Origin of the sequence: Rahnella sp. ChDrAdgB13 (assembly GCF_017655185.1) — a bacterium.
In the GTDB taxonomy this organism is placed as follows: domain Bacteria; phylum Pseudomonadota; class Gammaproteobacteria; order Enterobacterales; family Enterobacteriaceae; genus Rahnella; species Rahnella contaminans.
This window is the reverse complement of the sequence record NZ_JAEMGT010000109.1, coordinates 20,181-38,093: the sequence shown is the minus strand read 5'-3', so window position 1 is coordinate 38,093 and position 17,913 is coordinate 20,181. Positions and strand designations below refer to the sequence as shown.

The 17,913-nt window shown below is 53.8% G+C and carries 13 protein-coding genes; 11 read left to right on the top strand and 2 right to left on the bottom strand.

Annotated features, from left to right (window positions below; translation table 11 throughout):
* The first annotated feature begins 12 nt into the window (after window positions 1–12).
* The 6 genes from rlmD to queE all read left to right on the top strand — a co-directional run bounded on the left by rlmD (window position 13) and on the right by queE (window position 8,718).
* Window positions 13–1,383: a 23S rRNA (uracil(1939)-C(5))-methyltransferase RlmD gene (gene rlmD, locus J8X26_RS23040; RefSeq protein ID WP_165061509.1), complete on the top strand. Its 1,371-nt coding sequence runs from the start codon at window positions 13–15 to the stop codon at window positions 1,381–1,383.
* A gap of 9 nt (window positions 1,384–1,392) precedes the next feature.
* Window positions 1,393–3,630, top strand: a complete 2,238-nt coding sequence (gene relA, locus J8X26_RS23035; RefSeq protein WP_208952045.1) for a GTP diphosphokinase — start codon at window positions 1,393–1,395, stop codon at window positions 3,628–3,630.
* 80 nt (window positions 3,631–3,710) lie between these two features.
* Window positions 3,711–4,514, top strand: a complete 804-nt coding sequence (mazG, locus tag J8X26_RS23030) for a nucleoside triphosphate pyrophosphohydrolase (protein WP_208952044.1) — start codon at window positions 3,711–3,713, stop codon at window positions 4,512–4,514.
* A 349-nt stretch (window positions 4,515–4,863) separates the two neighbouring features.
* On the top strand, window positions 4,864–6,501 hold the full coding sequence (pyrG, locus tag J8X26_RS23025) for a glutamine hydrolyzing CTP synthase (protein ID WP_152324024.1): 1,638 nt from the start codon (window positions 4,864–4,866) through the stop codon (window positions 6,499–6,501).
* Window positions 6,502–6,576: 75 nt separating this feature from the next.
* Window positions 6,577–7,881: a phosphopyruvate hydratase gene (gene eno / locus J8X26_RS23020; RefSeq protein WP_101078452.1), complete on the top strand. Its 1,305-nt coding sequence runs from the start codon at window positions 6,577–6,579 to the stop codon at window positions 7,879–7,881.
* A 165-nt stretch (window positions 7,882–8,046) separates the two neighbouring features.
* Window positions 8,047–8,718: a 7-carboxy-7-deazaguanine synthase QueE gene (gene queE / locus J8X26_RS23015; RefSeq protein ID WP_152324075.1), complete on the top strand. Its 672-nt coding sequence runs from the start codon at window positions 8,047–8,049 to the stop codon at window positions 8,716–8,718.
* An 18-nt stretch (window positions 8,719–8,736) separates the two neighbouring features.
* On the opposite strand, the gene queD is transcribed toward queE, so the two are convergent.
* On the bottom strand, window positions 8,737–9,096 hold the full coding sequence (gene queD, locus J8X26_RS23010) for a 6-carboxytetrahydropterin synthase QueD (protein WP_120134241.1): 360 nt from the start codon (window positions 9,094–9,096) through the stop codon (window positions 8,737–8,739).
* A gap of 168 nt (window positions 9,097–9,264) precedes the next feature.
* Here queD and J8X26_RS23005 point away from each other — a divergent pair, with 168 nt between their 5' ends.
* The 4 genes from J8X26_RS23005 to J8X26_RS22990 all read left to right on the top strand — a co-directional run bounded on the left by J8X26_RS23005 (window position 9,265) and on the right by J8X26_RS22990 (window position 14,955).
* Entirely contained in the window at window positions 9,265–10,269 is a 1,005-nt protein-coding gene (locus tag J8X26_RS23005) for a hypothetical protein (protein WP_208952043.1), read from the top strand.
* A gap of 345 nt (window positions 10,270–10,614) precedes the next feature.
* On the top strand, window positions 10,615–12,417 hold the full coding sequence (gene cysJ / locus J8X26_RS23000; protein WP_152324074.1) for an NADPH-dependent assimilatory sulfite reductase flavoprotein subunit: 1,803 nt from the start codon (window positions 10,615–10,617) through the stop codon (window positions 12,415–12,417).
* 39 nt (window positions 12,418–12,456) lie between these two features.
* Entirely contained in the window at window positions 12,457–14,193 is a 1,737-nt protein-coding gene (cysI, locus tag J8X26_RS22995) for an assimilatory sulfite reductase (NADPH) hemoprotein subunit (RefSeq protein ID WP_165061522.1), read from the top strand.
* A gap of 24 nt (window positions 14,194–14,217) precedes the next feature.
* Window positions 14,218–14,955: a phosphoadenylyl-sulfate reductase gene (locus J8X26_RS22990; RefSeq protein WP_208952042.1), complete on the top strand. Its 738-nt coding sequence runs from the start codon at window positions 14,218–14,220 to the stop codon at window positions 14,953–14,955.
* 160 nt (window positions 14,956–15,115) lie between these two features.
* Here J8X26_RS22990 and J8X26_RS22985 read toward each other — a convergent pair whose 3' ends face one another.
* A complete protein-coding gene (locus J8X26_RS22985; RefSeq protein ID WP_165061525.1) occupies window positions 15,116–16,153 on the bottom strand; it encodes an aminopeptidase in 1,038 nt (345 codons plus the stop codon).
* A gap of 329 nt (window positions 16,154–16,482) precedes the next feature.
* Here J8X26_RS22985 and cysG point away from each other — a divergent pair, with 329 nt between their 5' ends.
* Complete coding sequence (gene cysG / locus J8X26_RS22980; protein WP_208952041.1) at window positions 16,483–17,907, top strand: siroheme synthase CysG; 1,425 nt, start codon at window positions 16,483–16,485, stop codon at window positions 17,905–17,907.
* The last annotated feature ends 6 nt before the right edge of the window (window positions 17,908–17,913 follow it).

Here is a 17,913-nt window from a genome sequence, read left to right as displayed (position 1 = left end):
CAATCGACAATAATGGCTCAATTCTACTCTCCGAACCGCCGCGTGACGACCCGGCAAACGATAACTGTGACCGCCACCGACCTTGATGCTTTCGGGCAGGGTGTTGCGCGTCACAACGGCAAAGCGGTATTTGTCAGTGGTTTACTGCCTGACGAACAGGCGGAAGTCACTTTAACAGAAGATAAAAGCAAGTACGCCAAAGGGCGTCTGAAACGTTTGCTGAATACCAGTGCCGAGCGCGTAAAACCGCAGTGCCCGCATTATTCGACGTGCGGAGGCTGTCAGCAGCAGCACGCCAGCGAGGCGCTGCAACAGCGCAGTAAAGCGGCGTCATTGTTGCGCCTGATCTCCCGCGAAACTGGCGTGCAGGCGCAGGAACAGCCGGTGATTGCCGGTCCGCAATACGGCTACCGCCGTCGCGCGCGTCTGGGATTACAAATCGCCGGCGTTAAACCGGGACGTAAAGCCGGAACCGTGAACGGTCCGCTGGTGATGGGATTTCGTCAGGAAGGGTCGAACGATCTGGTTGCCATCACAAAATGCCCGGTGCTGCGCCCTGAACTGGAGCAACTGTTGGTGCCGGTGCAGAAATGCCTCTCCTCGCTGACGGCGGCGAAACGCCTCGGGCATCTGGAACTGGTGCTGGCGGATAATGGTCCGCTGCTGGTGCTGCGTCATCTTGATCCGCTCAGTGAAACCGATCGTGCGCGTCTGACAGCATTTGCCGCGCTACATCAGCTGACGATTTTCCTGGCGCCCGACAGTGATACGCTGGAGCGTTTATGCGGCGAGACGCCTTATTACCAGATTGAGGGTTTGAATCTGAAATTTGGTCCGCGTGATTTTATTCAGGTCAATGATGCGGTTAACCAGCAAATGGTGGCACAGGCCTTGCAGTGGCTGGAACTGACACCTGAAGATCGCGTGCTGGATTTGTTCTGCGGGATGGGAAATTTCACCCTGCCGCTGGCAAAAAGAGCTAAGCAGGTTGTCGGCGTCGAAGGTGTTGCTACACTGGTGGCGAATGGGCAAGATAATGCCCGGAATAATGGATTAGATAATGTGTCGTTCTTTCACGAAAATCTGGAAGACGATGTCAGTAAGCAACCCTGGGCGGCGCAAGGCTTCACGAAAGTCCTGCTGGATCCGGCCCGGGGCGGCGCTGCTGGCGTAATGACGCAGATTATTAAGCTTGCCCCGAGGCGCGTGGTGTACGTGTCCTGCAATCCCACGACTTTGGCCCGGGACAGTAAAATTTTGTTGGAGGCGGGTTATCGCTTAGCTCAGGTTCGTATGCTGGATATGTTCCCGCACACCGGGCACCTTGAATCGATGGCTCTGTTTATCAACCCGTCTGATACAGGCGTTGTATCAGAAACGTAGGGAGAGGGTATGGTTGCGGTAAGAAGTGCACATCTGAATACGGCTGGCGAGTTTGCGCTCGACGATTGGATCAACAGTTTAGGGCTGTCCAGCCAGCAATCATGTGAGCGTTTAGCCGAAACCTGGCGCTACTGCGAACAGCAAACGCAGGGCCATCCTGACGCGTCACTTCTGCTGTGGCGCGGTCTGGAAATGGTTGAAATCCTCTCGACCCTCAGCATGGATAACGACAGTATGCGCGCCGCGCTGCTGTTCCCGCTGGTCGATGACGGCATCATCGACGAAGAAACCCTCACGCAGCAATTCGGCAAAGGCATCACGGATTTGGTTCACGGTGTCCGTGATATGGACGCAATCCGCCAGCTGAAAGCCACACAAAACGATTCGATGGGCTCCGAGCAGGTGGATAACGTCCGCCGCATGTTGCTGGCGATGGTGGAAGATTTCCGCTGCGTGGTGCTCAAGCTCGCAGAACGTATTGCGCATCTGCGTGAAGTCAAAGACGCGCCGGAAGAAGAGCGCGTTCTGGCTGCAAAAGAATGTACCAATATCTATGCGCCGCTGGCGAACCGCCTGGGTATCGGCCAGCTCAAATGGGAGCTGGAAGATTTCTGCTTCCGCTATCTGCATCCCGACGAATACAAACGCATTGCCAAACTGCTGCACGAGCGTCGTATTGACCGCGAGCAGTACATCGACGATTTTGTCTCGACCGTTAAAAATGCGATGGCGGAAGAGGGCATCAAAGTTGATGTTTATGGCCGCCCGAAACATATCTACAGCATCTGGCGCAAGATGCAGAAAAAATCCCTGTCCTTCGATGAACTCTTCGACGTGCGCGCCGTGCGTATCGTGGTGGAACGTTTGCAGGATTGCTATGCCGCGTTAGGGATTGTGCACACCCATTTCCGCCATCTGCCGGATGAGTTTGACGATTACGTCGCTAACCCGAAACCAAACGGTTATCAGTCGATACATACCGTTGTTTTGGGGCCGCGCGGTAAAACGCTGGAAGTGCAGATCCGTACCCGCCAGATGCACGAAGACGCCGAGCTGGGCGTCGCCGCGCACTGGAAATACAAAGAAGGTACCGCCGTGGTCGGTGGCCGCAGCGGTGGCTACGAAGGCCGAATTGCCTGGCTGCGTAAACTCATCGCGTGGCAGGAAGAGATGGCCGATTCGGGCGAAATGCTCGACGAAGTGCGCAGTCAGGTCTTCGACGACCGCGTTTACGTGTTTACGCCAAAAGGCGATGTTATCGATCTGCCGATGGGCTCCACGCCGCTCGACTTCGCTTATCACATCCACAGTGATGTCGGTCACCGGTGTATCGGGGCAAAAATCGGCGGGCGTATCGTGCCGTTTACCTATCAGTTGCAGATGGGGGATCAGATTGAAATCATCACCCAGAAGCATGCGAACCCAAGCCGCGACTGGCTGAATCCGAGCCTCGGTTATGTCACTACCAGCCGCGGGCGTTCTAAAATCCAGAACTGGTTCCGTAAGCAGGATCGCGATAAGAACATTATTGCTGGTAAACAAATCCTCGACGATGAACTGGACCGGCTGGATATCAGCATCAAAGATGCCGAGAAACTGCTGCTGCCGCGCTACAACGTGAACTCGCTCGACGAGGTTCTGGCCGCGATCGGTAACGGCGATATCCGCATCAACCAGATGGTTAACTTCCTGCAATCGCAGCTGAAAAAGCCGAGTGCGGAAGAGCTGGATAAAGAAGCGCTGCGCCAGCTGACGCAGAAAACCACGCCACCACCGGCGCGTACCAAAGATAATGGCCGCGTCGTGGTCGAAGGCGTGGGCAATCTGATGCACCACATTGCCCGTTGTTGCCAGCCAATTCCGGGCGATGAAATCGTCGGCTACATCACGCAGGGGCGCGGGATTTCCATCCACCGCGCCGATTGTGATCAACTGGAAGATTTGCGCTCGAATGCGCCGGAACGCGTGGTAGACGCCGTGTGGGGCGAAAGCTATTCCAGCGGCTATTCACTGGTGGTGCGTGTGGTCGCGAACGACCGCAGCGGGCTGCTGCGTGATATCACGACTATTCTGGCCAACGAAAAAGTGAACGTGCTGGGCGTAGCCAGCCGCAGTGATACCAAGCAGCAACTGGCAACCATCGATATGGATATCGAAATCTACAACCCTCAGGTTCTGGGGCGCGTGATTGCCAAACTGAATCAGCTTCCTGACGTTATTGAAGCGAAGCGACTGCACGGCAGTTGATTATCTTTATCTCAAGGCCCGCCAGTCGGGCCTTTTCTATTTCTATTCCGCCAGAAAAAATTTTAAAACGGACGGGCGCCATGACTGAAACTCCTTTGCAACGTTTGCTCACCATCATGAAAACTCTGCGTGACCCCCAAGCCGGTTGCCCCTGGGATAAAGAGCAGACATTCGAGACTATCGCGCCATATACGCTGGAAGAAACCTACGAAGTGCTGGACGCGATTGCCCGCAAAGATTACGCCGATGTGCGCGACGAACTGGGTGATCTGCTGTTCCAGGTGGTGTTCTACGCGCAAATGGGTAGCGAGCAGGGATTGTTTGAGTTTGACGATATCTGCAACGCCATTTCAGACAAATTAGAGCGCCGCCATCCGCAGATCTTTGGCACTGAAGCGGCCTGGTCGAAAGAGGCCAGCAGCAAAGACGTGCTGGTAAAATGGGAAGCGCGTAAGGCGCGGGAGCGGGCGGAAAAATCCCTGCATTCCGCGCTCGATGATATTCCGTCTGCTCTGCCAGCGCTGATGAAAGCACACAAAATTCAGAAGCGCTGTTCCAATGTCGGCTTCGACTGGACGACGCTCGGGCCGGTGCTTGACAAAGTGTACGAAGAAATCGACGAGGTGATGTTTGAAGCGCGTCAGGCCGTGATCGACGAGGAAAAACTGGGTGAGGAGATCGGCGATCTGCTGTTCGCGACCGTTAATCTTTCACGTCATCTCGGCCATAAAGCGGAAGATGCATTGCAGGCCGCTAACCGCAAGTTTGAGCGTCGTTTCCGGCAGGTTGAGGAGATTATTCGCAGCAAAGGGTTAAATATGGAAGACGCCACGCTAGAACAGATGGAAGCTGCCTGGCAGCAGGTGAAAAAGCAGGAAGACTGAGATCGGCGAATACGACTTTGATCGGCGACAAGATCTGACAATGCTGAAACGGTTAAGCTCAGTGTCATTCAGGGGCTAAAACGCTGATCTGCGAGCATTAAAGTCCAACAAATTGAAATCTAAGATGTTTTAGTGAGTTATGCGAACAGTAATGCATGTTTTATCAGCTAACTGTTTGTTTTTGAAAGACTGAGAGGGAAGGGCTGAAAGGCAAAACCCTTCTGAACTGACGGCAAGGAAACGATGATGGACAGCAAAACGATTATTTGTGGCGCACACAAGGTTCCGGTATACTGTTTTCCCGTCTTGGTTACTCCATCATCTTTAAACCTAACCTCTCAGGTTCAGCATGACAACTAATTATATTTTTGTGACCGGCGGGGTCGTATCCTCTCTGGGTAAAGGCATTGCCGCAGCCTCTCTGGCGGCTATTCTCGAAGCCCGTGGCCTCAACGTGACCATCATGAAACTGGATCCGTATATCAACGTGGATCCGGGTACGATGAGCCCGACTCAACACGGCGAAGTCTTCGTTACCGAAGATGGCGCTGAAACCGATCTCGATCTGGGTCACTACGAGCGTTTCATCCGCACCAAGATGACTCGCCGCAACAACTTCACCACAGGCCGTATCTATTCTGACGTGCTGCGCAAAGAGCGCCGCGGCGATTATCTCGGCGCGACCATTCAGGTTATCCCGCACATCACCAACAACATCAAAGAACGCATCATTGAAGGCGGCGAAGGCCACGATGTCGTGCTGGTTGAAATTGGCGGTACTGTCGGTGATATCGAATCCCTGCCGTTCCTGGAAGCGATTCGTCAGATGGCGGTTGAAGTGGGCCGTGAACATACGCTGTACATGCACCTGACCCTGGTGCCGTACATGGCCGCTGCCGGTGAAGTGAAAACAAAACCGACTCAGCATTCTGTGAAAGAACTGCTGTCTATCGGTATCCAGCCAGACGTGCTGATCTGCCGTTCTGACCGCGCTGTTCCTGCCAATGAACGTGCAAAAATTGCGCTGTTCTGCAACGTGCCGGAAAAAGCGGTTATCTCCCTTAAAGATGTTGATTCCATTTATAAAATCCCGGCCCTATTGAAATCTCAGGGTCTGGACGACTATATTTGTAAACGTTTCAGCATCAACGCGCCGGAAGCCAATCTGTCCGAGTGGGAACAGGTTGTTTACGAAGAAGCTAATCCGGGCGGTGAAGTCACCATCGGTATGGTCGGTAAGTACATTGAGCTGCCAGACGCGTATAAGTCTGTGATTGAAGCGCTCAAACACGGTGGCCTGAAAAATCGCCTGACCGTGAACATTAAACTTATCGATTCACAGGATGTCGAAACCCGTGGCGTCGAAGTGCTGAAAGGCCTGGACGCAATCCTAATCCCGGGTGGCTTCGGTTATCGTGGTGTGGAAGGGAAAGTCGCGACAGCCCGTTATGCGCGTGAAAACAACATTCCTTATCTGGGTATTTGTCTGGGTATGCAGGTTGCGTTGATTGAGTTTGCCCGTAACGTTGCGGGTATGGATAACGCCAACTCAACGGAATTTGTGCCAGACTGTAAGTTCCCGGTAGTCGCCCTCATCACTGAATGGCGCGATGAAGAAGGTAACGTCGAAGTACGTTCCGAAGACAGTGATTTAGGCGGAACCATGCGTGTAGGTGGTCAGCAATGTCACCTGAACGAGGGTAGCCTGGTTCGCGAGATGTACGGCGAGCCGACAATAGTTGAACGCCATCGTCACCGTTACGAAGTGAACAATATGCTGCTGAAACAAATCGAAGCCGCAGGTTTACGCGTAGCCGGTCGCTCTGGCGATAAGCAACTGGTGGAAATTATCGAGCTGCCAAACCATCCGTGGTTTGTTGCTTGCCAGTTCCATCCAGAATTTACGTCTACGCCGCGTGATGGTCATCCGTTGTTTGCAGGCTTCGTGAAGGCTGCCGGTGAGTATCAGAAGCGTCAGGTAAAATAAAATACAGGGGAAACGACGTGTCGCAGATGCGTCGTTTGTCTGAAGCTTTAGTTAACTTGTACTGAGGAAATCCTAATGTCCAAAATCGTTAAAGTCATCGGTCGCGAAATCATCGATTCACGTGGTAACCCGACTGTAGAAGCTGAAGTTCATCTGGAAGGTGGTTTTGTTGGTCTGGCTGCTGCGCCATCAGGTGCTTCTACCGGTTCCCGCGAAGCGCTGGAACTGCGTGACGGTGACAAATCCCGTTTCCTGGGCAAAGGCGTTCTGAAAGCCGTTGCTGCTGTTAACGGTCCAATTGCTCAGGCTGTATTGGGCAAAGATGCAAAAGACCAGGCTAACATCGATAAAATCATGATCGACCTGGACGGTACCGAAAACAAATCTAACTTCGGTGCTAACGCGATTCTGGCTGTTTCCCTGGCTGCTGCTAAAGCGGCGGCTGCTTCTAAAGGTCTGCCACTGTACGCTCACATCGCAGAACTGAACGGTACCCCAGGCAAATACTCTATGCCACTGCCTATGATGAACATCATCAACGGCGGCGAACACGCTGATAACAACGTTGATATTCAAGAGTTCATGATTCAGCCTGTTGGCGCGAAAACGCTGAAAGAAGCCATCCGTATGGGTTCTGAAGTTTTCCACACCCTGGCTAAAGTTCTGAAATCTAAAGGCATGGGTACTGCTGTTGGTGACGAAGGTGGCTACGCGCCAAACCTGGGTTCTAACGCAGAAGCTCTGGCTGTGATCGCTGAAGCGGTTAAAGCAGCAGGCTACGAACTGGGCAAAGACATCACCCTGGCGATGGACTGTGCGGCATCTGAGTTCTACAAAGATGGTAAATACGTTCTGGCTGGCGAAGGCAACAAAGCATTCACTTCTGAAGAGTTCACTCACTTCCTGGAAGACCTGACTAAACAGTACCCAATCGTTTCTATCGAAGACGGTCTGGACGAATCTGACTGGGCTGGCTTTGCTTACCAGACTAAAGTTCTGGGCGACAAAATCCAGCTGGTGGGTGACGATCTGTTCGTAACCAACACCAAGATCCTGAAAGAAGGTATCGACAAAGGTATCGTTAACTCCATCCTGATCAAATTCAACCAGATCGGTTCACTGACCGAAACTCTGGCTGCGATCAAAATGGCTAAAGATGCTGGCTACACTGCCGTTATCTCTCACCGTTCAGGCGAAACTGAAGATGCAACCATCGCTGACCTGGCGGTCGGTACTGCTGCTGGCCAGATCAAAACCGGTTCTATGAGCCGTTCTGACCGTGTTGCTAAATACAACCAGCTGATCCGTATCGAAGAAGCGCTGGCGGCACAGGGTACTCCTGCTCCGTTCAACGGTCTGAAAGAAGTTAAAGGTCAGTAATTACTGCCCTGTAACGCTTTCTTAAAAACCCGCTCCGGCGGGTTTTTTTATGCCTGAAAAATGGTGTCGGGCAAATCTGCCATACTCATTTACAGCACAAGTTTGGCCTCACCCGTCTTATCTGTGATAATGCGCGCTGATTTTTTAGAGATGACTGAGAAAACGATGCAGTACCCGATTAATGAGATGTTCGAAACCCTGCAAGGGGAAGGTTATTTTACCGGCGTGCCGGCGATTTTTGTGCGCCTGCAAGGCTGCCCGGTGGGTTGCAGCTGGTGCGACACCAAACACACCTGGGATAAAATTGCCGATCGGGAAGTCGATATGCAGCGCATTCTGGTCAAAACCGAAGAGAGTGATGCCTGGGGTAACGCGACGTCAGAACAGTTGCTGGACGTCATCGCACAACAGGGTTACACCGCCCGTCACGTGGTGATCACCGGCGGCGAGCCGTGCATTTATGACCTGACCGAGCTGACCTCTTTGCTCGAGAAAAACGGCTTCAGTTGTCAGATTGAAACCAGCGGCACGCATGAAGTGCGTTGTTCAGTGAATACTTGGGTCACCGTTTCACCTAAAGTGAATATGCGTGGCGGGTACGACATTCTGCCGCAGGCGCTGAAACGTGCTGATGAAGTGAAACATCCGGTGGCGCGTCAGCGTGATATCGACGCACTGGAAGCATTGCTGGAAACGCTGACCGACAGCAAATCACGCATTATCGCGTTGCAGCCTATCAGCCAAAAAGAAGAAGCCACCAGACTGTGCATTGCGACCTGCATTGCAAAGAACTGGCGGCTGTCGATGCAGACCCATAAATACTTAAATATCGCCTAAATAGCCATATTGGGTGGATCAGCCTTTATAGACGCAACCCGCTGTGCAAGTTTCTTTCACGCGCACGGCGGAAAGCAAAGGCAGCTTCGGCTTCATCTCATTCCAGATCCATTCCGCCAGCACTTCGCTGGTTGGGTTTTCCAGGCCCGGAATATCATTCAGATTATAATGATCGAGGCGGTCCAGCGTCGGGTTGAATGCAGCTTTCAGATCGGCGAAATCCATTACCCAGCCTGTGTGCGGATCCACTTCACCGGTGATTTCTATACGAACGGTAAAAGAGTGGCCATGCAACCGGCCGCATTTGTGTCCGGCAGGGACGTGCGGTAAATGGTGTGCGGCTTCGAACTGAAAATCTTTAAATAATGTGGTGGTCATGAGGCTGTCTCGTTGCTCGAAAAAACGCGGCATAGTACCGGAATACCGGCTTACGTGCCATGACTTAACTGCGCTTTTCTTCACCAAATCCTGACTTTTACTCTCTTTACTCCGCCCGCATTGCTGGCTTACAGTTAGCCGGTAGAAACTAACCTGTTGAGATAGTGAATGATTACTGTGCTTCGTTGCGCTGTTCTGGCGCTGTTGTTCTCTGCCAGCGTGCAGGCAGAAACCACGGCTCCCCCACAGGAAGCCGCGCCCGCCGCGGCTAAAACCGTTCAGCCTGCGGCAAAAGTGCCACCGGTCGCCAAAACGGCTATACCGAAAGCTCCGCTGATATTCCCGCCGGGTGCCGGTGTCATGCATGTTCCTCTGGCTCAGAGTAAAAAGACGCTGGAAGTCTTCACCTACCAGCCCGCAGAGGCTGATGAAAATACGCCGGTAGTGATGGTCATGACCGGCGTTGACCGCAACGCGGCAACCTACCGTAATGACTGGATAACCGTTGCAGATCAGTATCATTTGCGCGTTATCGTGCCGCATTTCAGCGAACAGGAATTCCCGGGCGCGGCGGGGTACAACCTTGGAAATCTGGTGGACAGCAAAACGCACCGCCGTCTGCCTAAATCTCAGTGGGCGTTCAGCATGGTCGATAATCTGTTTACGACGTTGCAAAAGCAGGGCGTGACTGGCCAGAAGCAATACTATTTGTTCGGGAACAGCGCGGGCTGCCAGTTCGTTCACCGCATGCTGACGTTATTGCCTGAGCCGAATGTCAAAGCTGCCGTCTGCGCTGCGGCCGGCTGGTGGACATTGCCGGATACCGATCAGCGCTGGCCGTATGGTTTGCGTGAAGCGCCAGTGGCGGTAAACCAGCAACAGCTCAATGATTATTTTGCGAAACCGGTGCTGATTGCCGTGGGCGCTGAAGATGACGATCCGGAAAATCATCTGCTGCGTAAATCCAAACAGGCGATGGCGCAGGGGACCAACCGGCTGGAACGTGCAGAAAGCTATTTCACCACATCCCAGCAGCGTGCCGAACAGAACAATACGCCGTTCAACTGGCACTTTATGGACCTCTCTGACATCGGCCATAGCGGCAGTAAAATGTCGGTCTTTGCCGCCGGCCAGTTTGCGTGGTTCGAGCAGCATAACGCCTTCCATCTCTGAGACTTGAGCGTAAAAGCCGTGTCCTGAAAAAATTTCATCACCCCGCTCCGGCGGGGTTTTTCTTTTACTTTCCGTCACTTTGAAAATGCCCGCGAAGTGTGTGGGAAATTTCATAGCGATTTCAGTACGATAAAAAACTCCCTTTACCACTTTTTCAGATAGAACTTACCGCTAAATCCTCTTAGTCATTTTGGTTATTTATTATTTCCATCACTTCTTTAATTGTTATTATCCGGCTCGTTAACCTTACACTTTCTGAAGGTCTTTTCCGCGCGTAGGTATCCCCTGAAAGCCGCTGAAGGCCGGATTGATGACTGGCTTATGCATAAGGGAATTCGTACTGCGATGACGACTCAGGCTCCTCCAATTTCACTGCTCCCGCTGACCCCCGAGCAACTGGCACGACTTCAATCGGCAACGAGTGATTATTCACCGACTCAGATGGCCTGGCTTTCCGGTTATTTCTGGGGGATGGTTAACCAGCAACCGGGCGCTGTGGCCGCGCCGGCACCGGTGCCGGCAGCAGCATCGATTACCTTGATTTCTGCCTCGCAAACCGGCAATGCCCGCCGCGTGGCCGAACAGTTACGTGATGACCTGATTGCCGCAAAACTGAATGTGAATCTGGTGAATGCCGGTGATTACAAATTCAAGCAAATCGCGCAGGAAAAACTGCTGCTGATTGTGGCGTCGACGCAGGGCGAAGGCGAGCAGGCCGAAGAAGCCGTCGCGCTGCATAAATTCCTGCAATCCAAAAAAGCCCCAAAATTCACGGACACGGCTTTTGCGGTGTTCGCGCTTGGCGATACCTCTTATGAGTTCTTCTGCCAGGCCGGTAAAGACTTCGATACGCGTCTGGGCGAACTGGGCGCGGAGCGTCTGTTAGACCGCGTAGATGCGGACGTTGAATATAAAGAGACTGCCGCCGGATGGCGCAAGCGCATAGTTGAAGTGCTGAAACAGCGCGTACCAGCAGACACTTCCGCGCAAGCCGCGCCGACGCTGGCGGGCAGTGTAAATCAGATCGACAGCAGCCCGTATACGAAAGAAGCACCGCTGACGGCGACGCTGGCGGTGAACCAGAAAATCACCGGCCGCGATTCGGATAAAGATGTGCGTCATCTGGAAATCGATCTCGGTGATTCTGGTCTGCGTTACCAGCCGGGCGATGCGCTGGGGATCTGGTTTGAAAACGATCCGCAGCTGGTGCAGGAAGTCGTGGAACTGCTGTGGCTGAAAGGCGATGAGACGGTCGGCATCAACGGCAAATCAATGCCGCTGTCTGAAGCCCTCCAGCATCATATCGAGCTGACGCAAAACACCACGCCAATCATTGAGAAATACGCCGCGCTTTGCCGCGACGAACATCTGACCGGATTGCTGGCCGACAAACCTGCGCTTTTGCAATACGCGCAAACCGTGCCGTTTGTTGACATGGTGCGCCGCGCACCGACTGAACTCGACGCTCAGCAACTGGTGGATTTACTGCGTCCGCTGACGCCGCGCCTGTATTCGATTGCCTCGTCACAGGCCGAAACCGAATCCGAGGTGCATATCACCGTCGGCGTTGTGCGTTATGACATTGATGGCCGTCCGCGTTCCGGTGGTGCATCAGGTTATCTGGCTGACCGTCTGGAAGAAGACGGCGAAGTGAAAGTCTTCATCGAGCACAACGACAATTTCCGTCTGCCAGCTAATCCTGAAACGCCGGTCATTATGATCGGGCCGGGCACCGGGATTGCGCCGTTCCGCGCGTTCATCCAGCAGCGTGATAACGACGGGGCCAGCGGCAAAAACTGGCTGTTCTTCGGCAATCCGCACTTCACCGACGATTTCCTTTATCAGGTGGAATGGCAGCGCTACGTGAAAGACGGCCTGCTGACCCACATCAGTCTGGCGTGGTCGCGTGACCAGGCGGAAAAAGTTTACGTACAGGACAAGCTGCGCGAGAGCGGCGCTGAAGTCTGGCAATGGTTGCAGGAAGGCGCGCACGTCTATGTTTGCGGCGACGCCAACCGTATGGCGAAAGACGTAGAGCAGGCGCTGCTGGAGATTATTGCCGAATATGGCGTGATGGATCTGGAAACCGCCGACGAATATCTCAGCGAGTTGCGTCTGGATCGCCGCTATCAGCGTGACGTTTACTAATCTGGCGTTTATAAAAATTAGAGCGATGAGTAAAAACTTATGAGCAAAAAGTTGTGGAGTGAACTCAATCCCGGCCCCGGTCCGCTGATTGTCGATGCGCCTCTGGCCGACGCCGAACGCCTGAAAAAGGAAAGTCATTTCCTGCGCGGAACCATTGCCGATGATTTAAAAGACGGCCTGACCGGCGGTTTCAACGGTGACAATTTCCTGTTGATCCGTTTCCACGGCATGTACCAGCAGGACGACCGCGATATTCGTGCTGAACGTGCTGAGCAAAAGCTGGAGCCGCGTCACGCCATGATGCTGCGTTGCCGTCTGCCGGGCGGGGTGATGACGCCTTCGCAATGGCTTGGCATCGACAAATTTGCCGAAGACAGCACGATCTACGGCAGCATCCGTATTACTAACCGTCAGACATTCCAGTTCCACGGCATTCTGAAACCGAACGTAAAACCGGTGCATCAGTTGCTGAATAAACTCGGCCTGGATGCACTGGCGACCGCCAACGACGTTAACCGTAACGTGCTATGTACGTCGAATCCGGTGGAGTCTGAACTGCATCAGGAAGCGTATCAGTGGGCGAAGAAAATCTCCGAACATCTGCTGCCGCGCACCCGTGCTTACGCCGAAGTCTGGCTCGATCAGGAAAAAGTCGAAACCACTGACGAAGAGCCGATTCTGGGCGCGACTTATCTGCCACGTAAATTCAAAACCACCGTGGTGATCCCGCCGCAAAACGATGTTGATCTTCATGCGAACGATCTGAACTTCGTGGCGATTGCTGACAACGGTAAACTGATCGGTTTTAACGTACTGGTCGGCGGCGGTCTTTCTATCGCACACGGCGATAAAGCGACTTACGCCCGTACCGCCAGCGAGCTGGGCTTTATCCCGCTGGAGAAAACGCTGGCCGTAGCCGAAGCCGTGGTGACCACGCAGCGGGACTGGGGTAACCGTACCAACCGTAAAAACGCCAAAACGAAATACACGCTGGAACGCGTTGGCGTGCCGGTATTCAAAGCTGAAGTGGAAAAGCGCGCGGGAATTCAGTTCGCTGAAATCCGCCCTTACGAATTCACCGGCCGCGGCGATCGTATCGGCTGGGTGAAAGGCATCGACAAACAGTGGCACCTGACCCTGTTTATCGAAAATGGCCGTATTCTGGATTATCCGGGCAAGCCGCTGAAAACCGGTCTGGCAGAAATTGCTAAGATCCACAAAGGCGATTTCAGGCTAACTGCTAACCAGAACCTGATCGTGGCCGGTGTCGCCGAAAAAGACAAAGACGCGATAGAAACGCTGGCGCGTAATCACGGCCTGATCGACGACGGTGTTACAGAGCAGCGTAAAAACTCAATGGCCTGCGTGTCTTACCCGACGTGTCCGCTGGCGATGGCGGAAGCTGAACGTTTCCTGCCGGAGTTTGTGACCAAAGTGGAAGGCATCATGCACGGTCATGGCGTAGGCGATGAACACATCGTTCTGCGCGTGACGGGCTGCCCGAACGGTTGTGGCCGTGCACTGCTGGCGGAAATCGGTCTGGTGGGCAAAGCCCTCAACCGTTATAACCTGCACCTCGGCGGTAACCGCGCCGGGACGCGCATTCCGCGGATGTACCGCGAAAATATTTCAGACGCAGAGATCCTGACAATCATCGACGAACTGGTAGGGCGCTGGGCAAAAGAGCGCGAAACCGGCGAAGGTTTTGGTGATTTCGTGATCCGCGCGGGGATCATCAGACCGGTGCTTGATCCGGCCCGTGATTTCTACGATTAACCGTTACGACTGACAGGAGGCACCATGAGTTCATTGAATCTGACTCTGGCCGAACTGAACGACATGCCGAAGTCCGGACAGGCCCTGGCGCTGGCGGAAATTAACGTCAGCCTTGAAAAACTGTCTGCACAGGAGCGTGTGCAGTGGGCACTGGAGAATATGCCCGGTGAATTTGCGTTGTCCTCCAGCTTTGGTATTCAGGCGGCCGTGAGCCTGCATCTGGTGACGCAGCAGAAACCGGACATTCCGGTGATCCTCACGGATACCGGTTATTTGTTCCCGGAAACCTACCAGTTCATTGATTCGTTAACTGAGCAGCTCAGCCTGAACTTGCAGATCTTCCGTGCGGAGCAATCGCCTGCCTGGCAGGAAGCGCGTTACGGCAAACTGTGGGAGCAGGGCGTCGAAGGCATTGAGAAGTACAACCACCTCAATAAAGTTGAGCCGATGAATCGTGCGATTCAGACGCTCGGCGTGCAGACCTGGTTCGCCGGTCTGCGTCGCGAACAGTCCGGCAGCCGTGCGCATCTCCCGGTTCTGGCGGTTCAGCGTGGTGTGTTTAAAATCCTGCCGATCATTGACTGGGATAACCGTCAGGTCTTCCAGTACCTGAAAGAACATGGCCTCAGCTACCATCCACTGTGGGATCAGGGCTATCTTTCCGTCGGCGATACCCATACCACGAAAAAGTGGGAAGAAGGGATGAAGGAAGAAGAAACGCGTTTCTTTGGGCTTAAACGAGAGTGCGGCCTGCACGAGTAAATCCCCGTCATACTTCGAGTTGCAGATGCGTTGGCTGCGTGCACTTACCCCGGTCACATGGTTATCTATGCTCAAGGGGATGCGTTTACTTGCCGCCTTCCTGCAACCCGAATTATTTAGGGGATTCCTGTTATTAGCGTCTCTACGACTCTTCTTTAAATCAGGCGTGTTTCGCCGGTTTCGCCAGATCCCTGAGCAGCGGGAACAACACTTTCACGGTATCCCGCGAGCGTTTTTCAATGCGGCCCGGCAGCGCGGTATCGAGATATTGCAGGTTATCGAACTGGCTCTGATAGCGGGTTGTGCCCAGCGGGAAGTGGCTGCTGACGGCGCGTTGTTGCTCGCCATCTTTCTTGCCTAATGCATAATTCGTGGCCGTCACGTTCAGCAGCGGTAATCGCGCTTCATCCAGTGCGCCGATGCCGTCGCAGCAATGCGTATTGTCATGGCTTTCCGCCGGGATCCCCAGACTGTGCGCAATCTTGATGGCGCGGACGCGGGTTAGTTTTGCCACCGCCGCAGAGGTATTCACGCCGCTGTTGAAATACAACCGGTCGCCGGTAATCAGTGAATTCAGATTGATCACCAGCAGTGTGTTTTTCTTCTCTTCAGCGCTCATGCGGTTCACAAAATCCTCCGCACCTTTCGCACCGGTTTCTTCGGCACTCAGCGCCACAAAGCGCAGACTGTAATGTGTGGGAATGGCCTGCATGCGTTCGGCCAGCTCAAGCATCACACCGACGCCTGACGCGTTATCATCCACACCCTGCAAGGTCAGGCCGCCGAGATTATGGTTGGTGTCGCTGTCGCTTTGCGGCACATAAGTATCAAAGTGCGCCATCACAATAATCTGCTGCGGAACGTCGCCGGGGCGCGCGGCAATAACGGACGTGGCGTGAATATTCTGCCAGTTCTTTTTGCCGTCGTTGCTGGTGTACAGATAGCGGGTATCGAATCCGCGCAGATCGCTTTTATACCCTAATTTATTGAATTGCTGATTCAGATAATCTGCCGCGATAAGTTCAGCAGGGCTGCCTGCCATGCGTCCCGGAAAATAGGTTGCGATATGACGAATTTGCTGACTGGCGATTTCACCCATCGCCGGAAGTGGCGACGAAGCAGCCACCGCATGACTCATTAAGACGCCGCTCAACCCGATGGCGAGCAGCGTCCGCTTCATGCGTAAAAAAGAAAACATAGCCAAAAATCCTTGTTTGCGGGTCAAAATGACCGGAAAGGGCACTACACCTGACAGGCCGCGTGTGGCGGTCTTTGTGGGCGATATAGTATGCGATTGTCCGCGCTAATAGACAATTTCCCGTTATCTCAAACCGCTCTTTTTGTCGCCCGGAACGTCCGGAAGAGTTCATGAAAAATATTCAGGCTGGCCGGAGTATAAAAAAAGCAGCCCCCTTACGGCGCGCTATATTCCATTTAGTAACTAATCATTCCTTTTCGTCATTTCAGATCAATTATTGCCTGCACGTATAGTTTGATGATTAATCCTGACAATCAATAAAGGCCTTTGTGGACTATCTACCAATATTTGCCGACCTCAAACAACGCCCGGTGCTGGTTGTTGGTGGTGGCGAAGTCGCTGCCCGCAAAATAGATCTTCTCCTGCGGGCGGGTGCACAAGTTCGGATAGTTGCACAGGCACTTTCCCCCGAGCTGGAACAACGTGAACATGCCAATGAAGTCAGCTGGCTGGCGCAGGCATTTCTGCCAGAGCAGCTCAATGATGTGTTTCTGGTGATTGCTGCCACTGATGACGCCGCGCTGAATGCGGAAGTGTTCGAACAGGCCAGTCAGCGTCATCTTCTGGCGAACGTCGTCGACGATCAGCCTAAGTGTTCCTTTATCTTTCCTTCGATAGTTGACCGCACGCCGATTGTGGTCGCGGTTTCCTCCGGGGGTAAAGCGCCGGTGCTGGCAAGAATGTTGCGTGAAAAACTCGAAACGTTGCTGCCAAACAGCCTGGGGCAAATGGCGGAAATCGCCGGTCGCTGGCGCGGCAGGGTCAAAGCGCAGTTCAGTTCCATGCGTGCACGCCGTCGGTTCTGGGAGCAGGCTTTTGCCGGTCGCTTCTCCAGTCTGGCTTCTGCGGGGAAACTCGCACAGGCGGAGAAAGCGTTGCAAGAACAGTTAGAAAGTGCGGAAGACATCGCGCAAAACGGCAATGTCACGCTGGTCGGTGCCGGGCCGGGTGATGCAGGATTGCTCACCTTACGCGGTTTGCAGGTTATGCAGCAGGCTGATGTGGTGTTGTACGACTATCTGGTCAGCGACGACGTGCTGGATTTAGTCCGCCGTGACGCGGACAGAATTTGTGTCGGCAAACGAGCGGGCAGCCACTCGGTGTCGCAGGAAGAAACCAACCGTCTGCTGGTCGAACTGGCTCAGCAGGGGAAAAAAGTCGTGCGCCTGAAAGGCGGCGACCCGTTCATCTTCGGACGTGGCGGTGAAGAACTCCAGGCGGTGAAAGCGGCCGGAATTCCTTTCCAGGTCGTTCCGGGTGTCACCGCTGCCGCTGGCGCAACGGCGTATGCCGGCATCCCTCTGACGCACCGTGATTACGCGCAGAGCGTGATGTTTGTGACAGGGCATTGCCGCTCTGATGATAACGGCGTGCAGTGGGAGACGCTCGCCAAAGGAAAACAAACGCTGGCGATTTACATGGGCACGCTCAAAGCGGCTGAAATCAGCCAGCAGCTGATCGCTCACGGACGTGCAGCAACGACACCTGTCGCGGTCATCGGACGGGGAACGCGAGCCGATCAGCAGGTGCTGACCGGAACGCTCGATAATCTTGAACATCTGGCTCAAAAGGCGCCGGTACCGGCGCTGCTGGTGATTGGTGAAGTGGTGGCACTTCATCAGCAACTGGCGTGGTTTGGGCATCATCCTGAAACTGACGGGACTCAACGCCCGTCGGTTGTGAATTTGGCTTAAAGGATC

Bases quoted from the DNA above. Each gene is read 5' to 3' on its own strand.
- pyrG (WP_152324024.1), top strand. From the start codon at position 4,864: ATGACAACTAATTATATTTTTGTGACCGGCGGGGTCGTATCCTCTCTG.
- queD (WP_120134241.1), bottom strand. From the start codon at position 9,096: ATGACCACCACATTATTTAAAGATTTTCAGTTCGAAGCCGCACACCAT.
- rlmD (WP_165061509.1), top strand. From the start codon at position 13: ATGGCTCAATTCTACTCTCCGAACCGCCGCGTGACGACCCGGCAAACG.
- J8X26_RS22985 (WP_165061525.1), bottom strand. From the start codon at position 16,153: ATGTTTTCTTTTTTACGCATGAAGCGGACGCTGCTCGCCATCGGGTTG.
- eno (WP_101078452.1), top strand. From the start codon at position 6,577: ATGTCCAAAATCGTTAAAGTCATCGGTCGCGAAATCATCGATTCACGT.
- J8X26_RS22990 (WP_208952042.1), top strand. From the start codon at position 14,218: ATGAGTTCATTGAATCTGACTCTGGCCGAACTGAACGACATGCCGAAG.
- relA (WP_208952045.1), top strand. From the start codon at position 1,393: ATGGTTGCGGTAAGAAGTGCACATCTGAATACGGCTGGCGAGTTTGCG.
- J8X26_RS23005 (WP_208952043.1), top strand. From the start codon at position 9,265: ATGATTACTGTGCTTCGTTGCGCTGTTCTGGCGCTGTTGTTCTCTGCC.
- queE (WP_152324075.1), top strand. From the start codon at position 8,047: ATGCAGTACCCGATTAATGAGATGTTCGAAACCCTGCAAGGGGAAGGT.
- mazG (WP_208952044.1), top strand. From the start codon at position 3,711: ATGACTGAAACTCCTTTGCAACGTTTGCTCACCATCATGAAAACTCTG.
- cysJ (WP_152324074.1), top strand. From the start codon at position 10,615: ATGACGACTCAGGCTCCTCCAATTTCACTGCTCCCGCTGACCCCCGAG.
- cysI (WP_165061522.1), top strand. From the start codon at position 12,457: ATGAGCAAAAAGTTGTGGAGTGAACTCAATCCCGGCCCCGGTCCGCTG.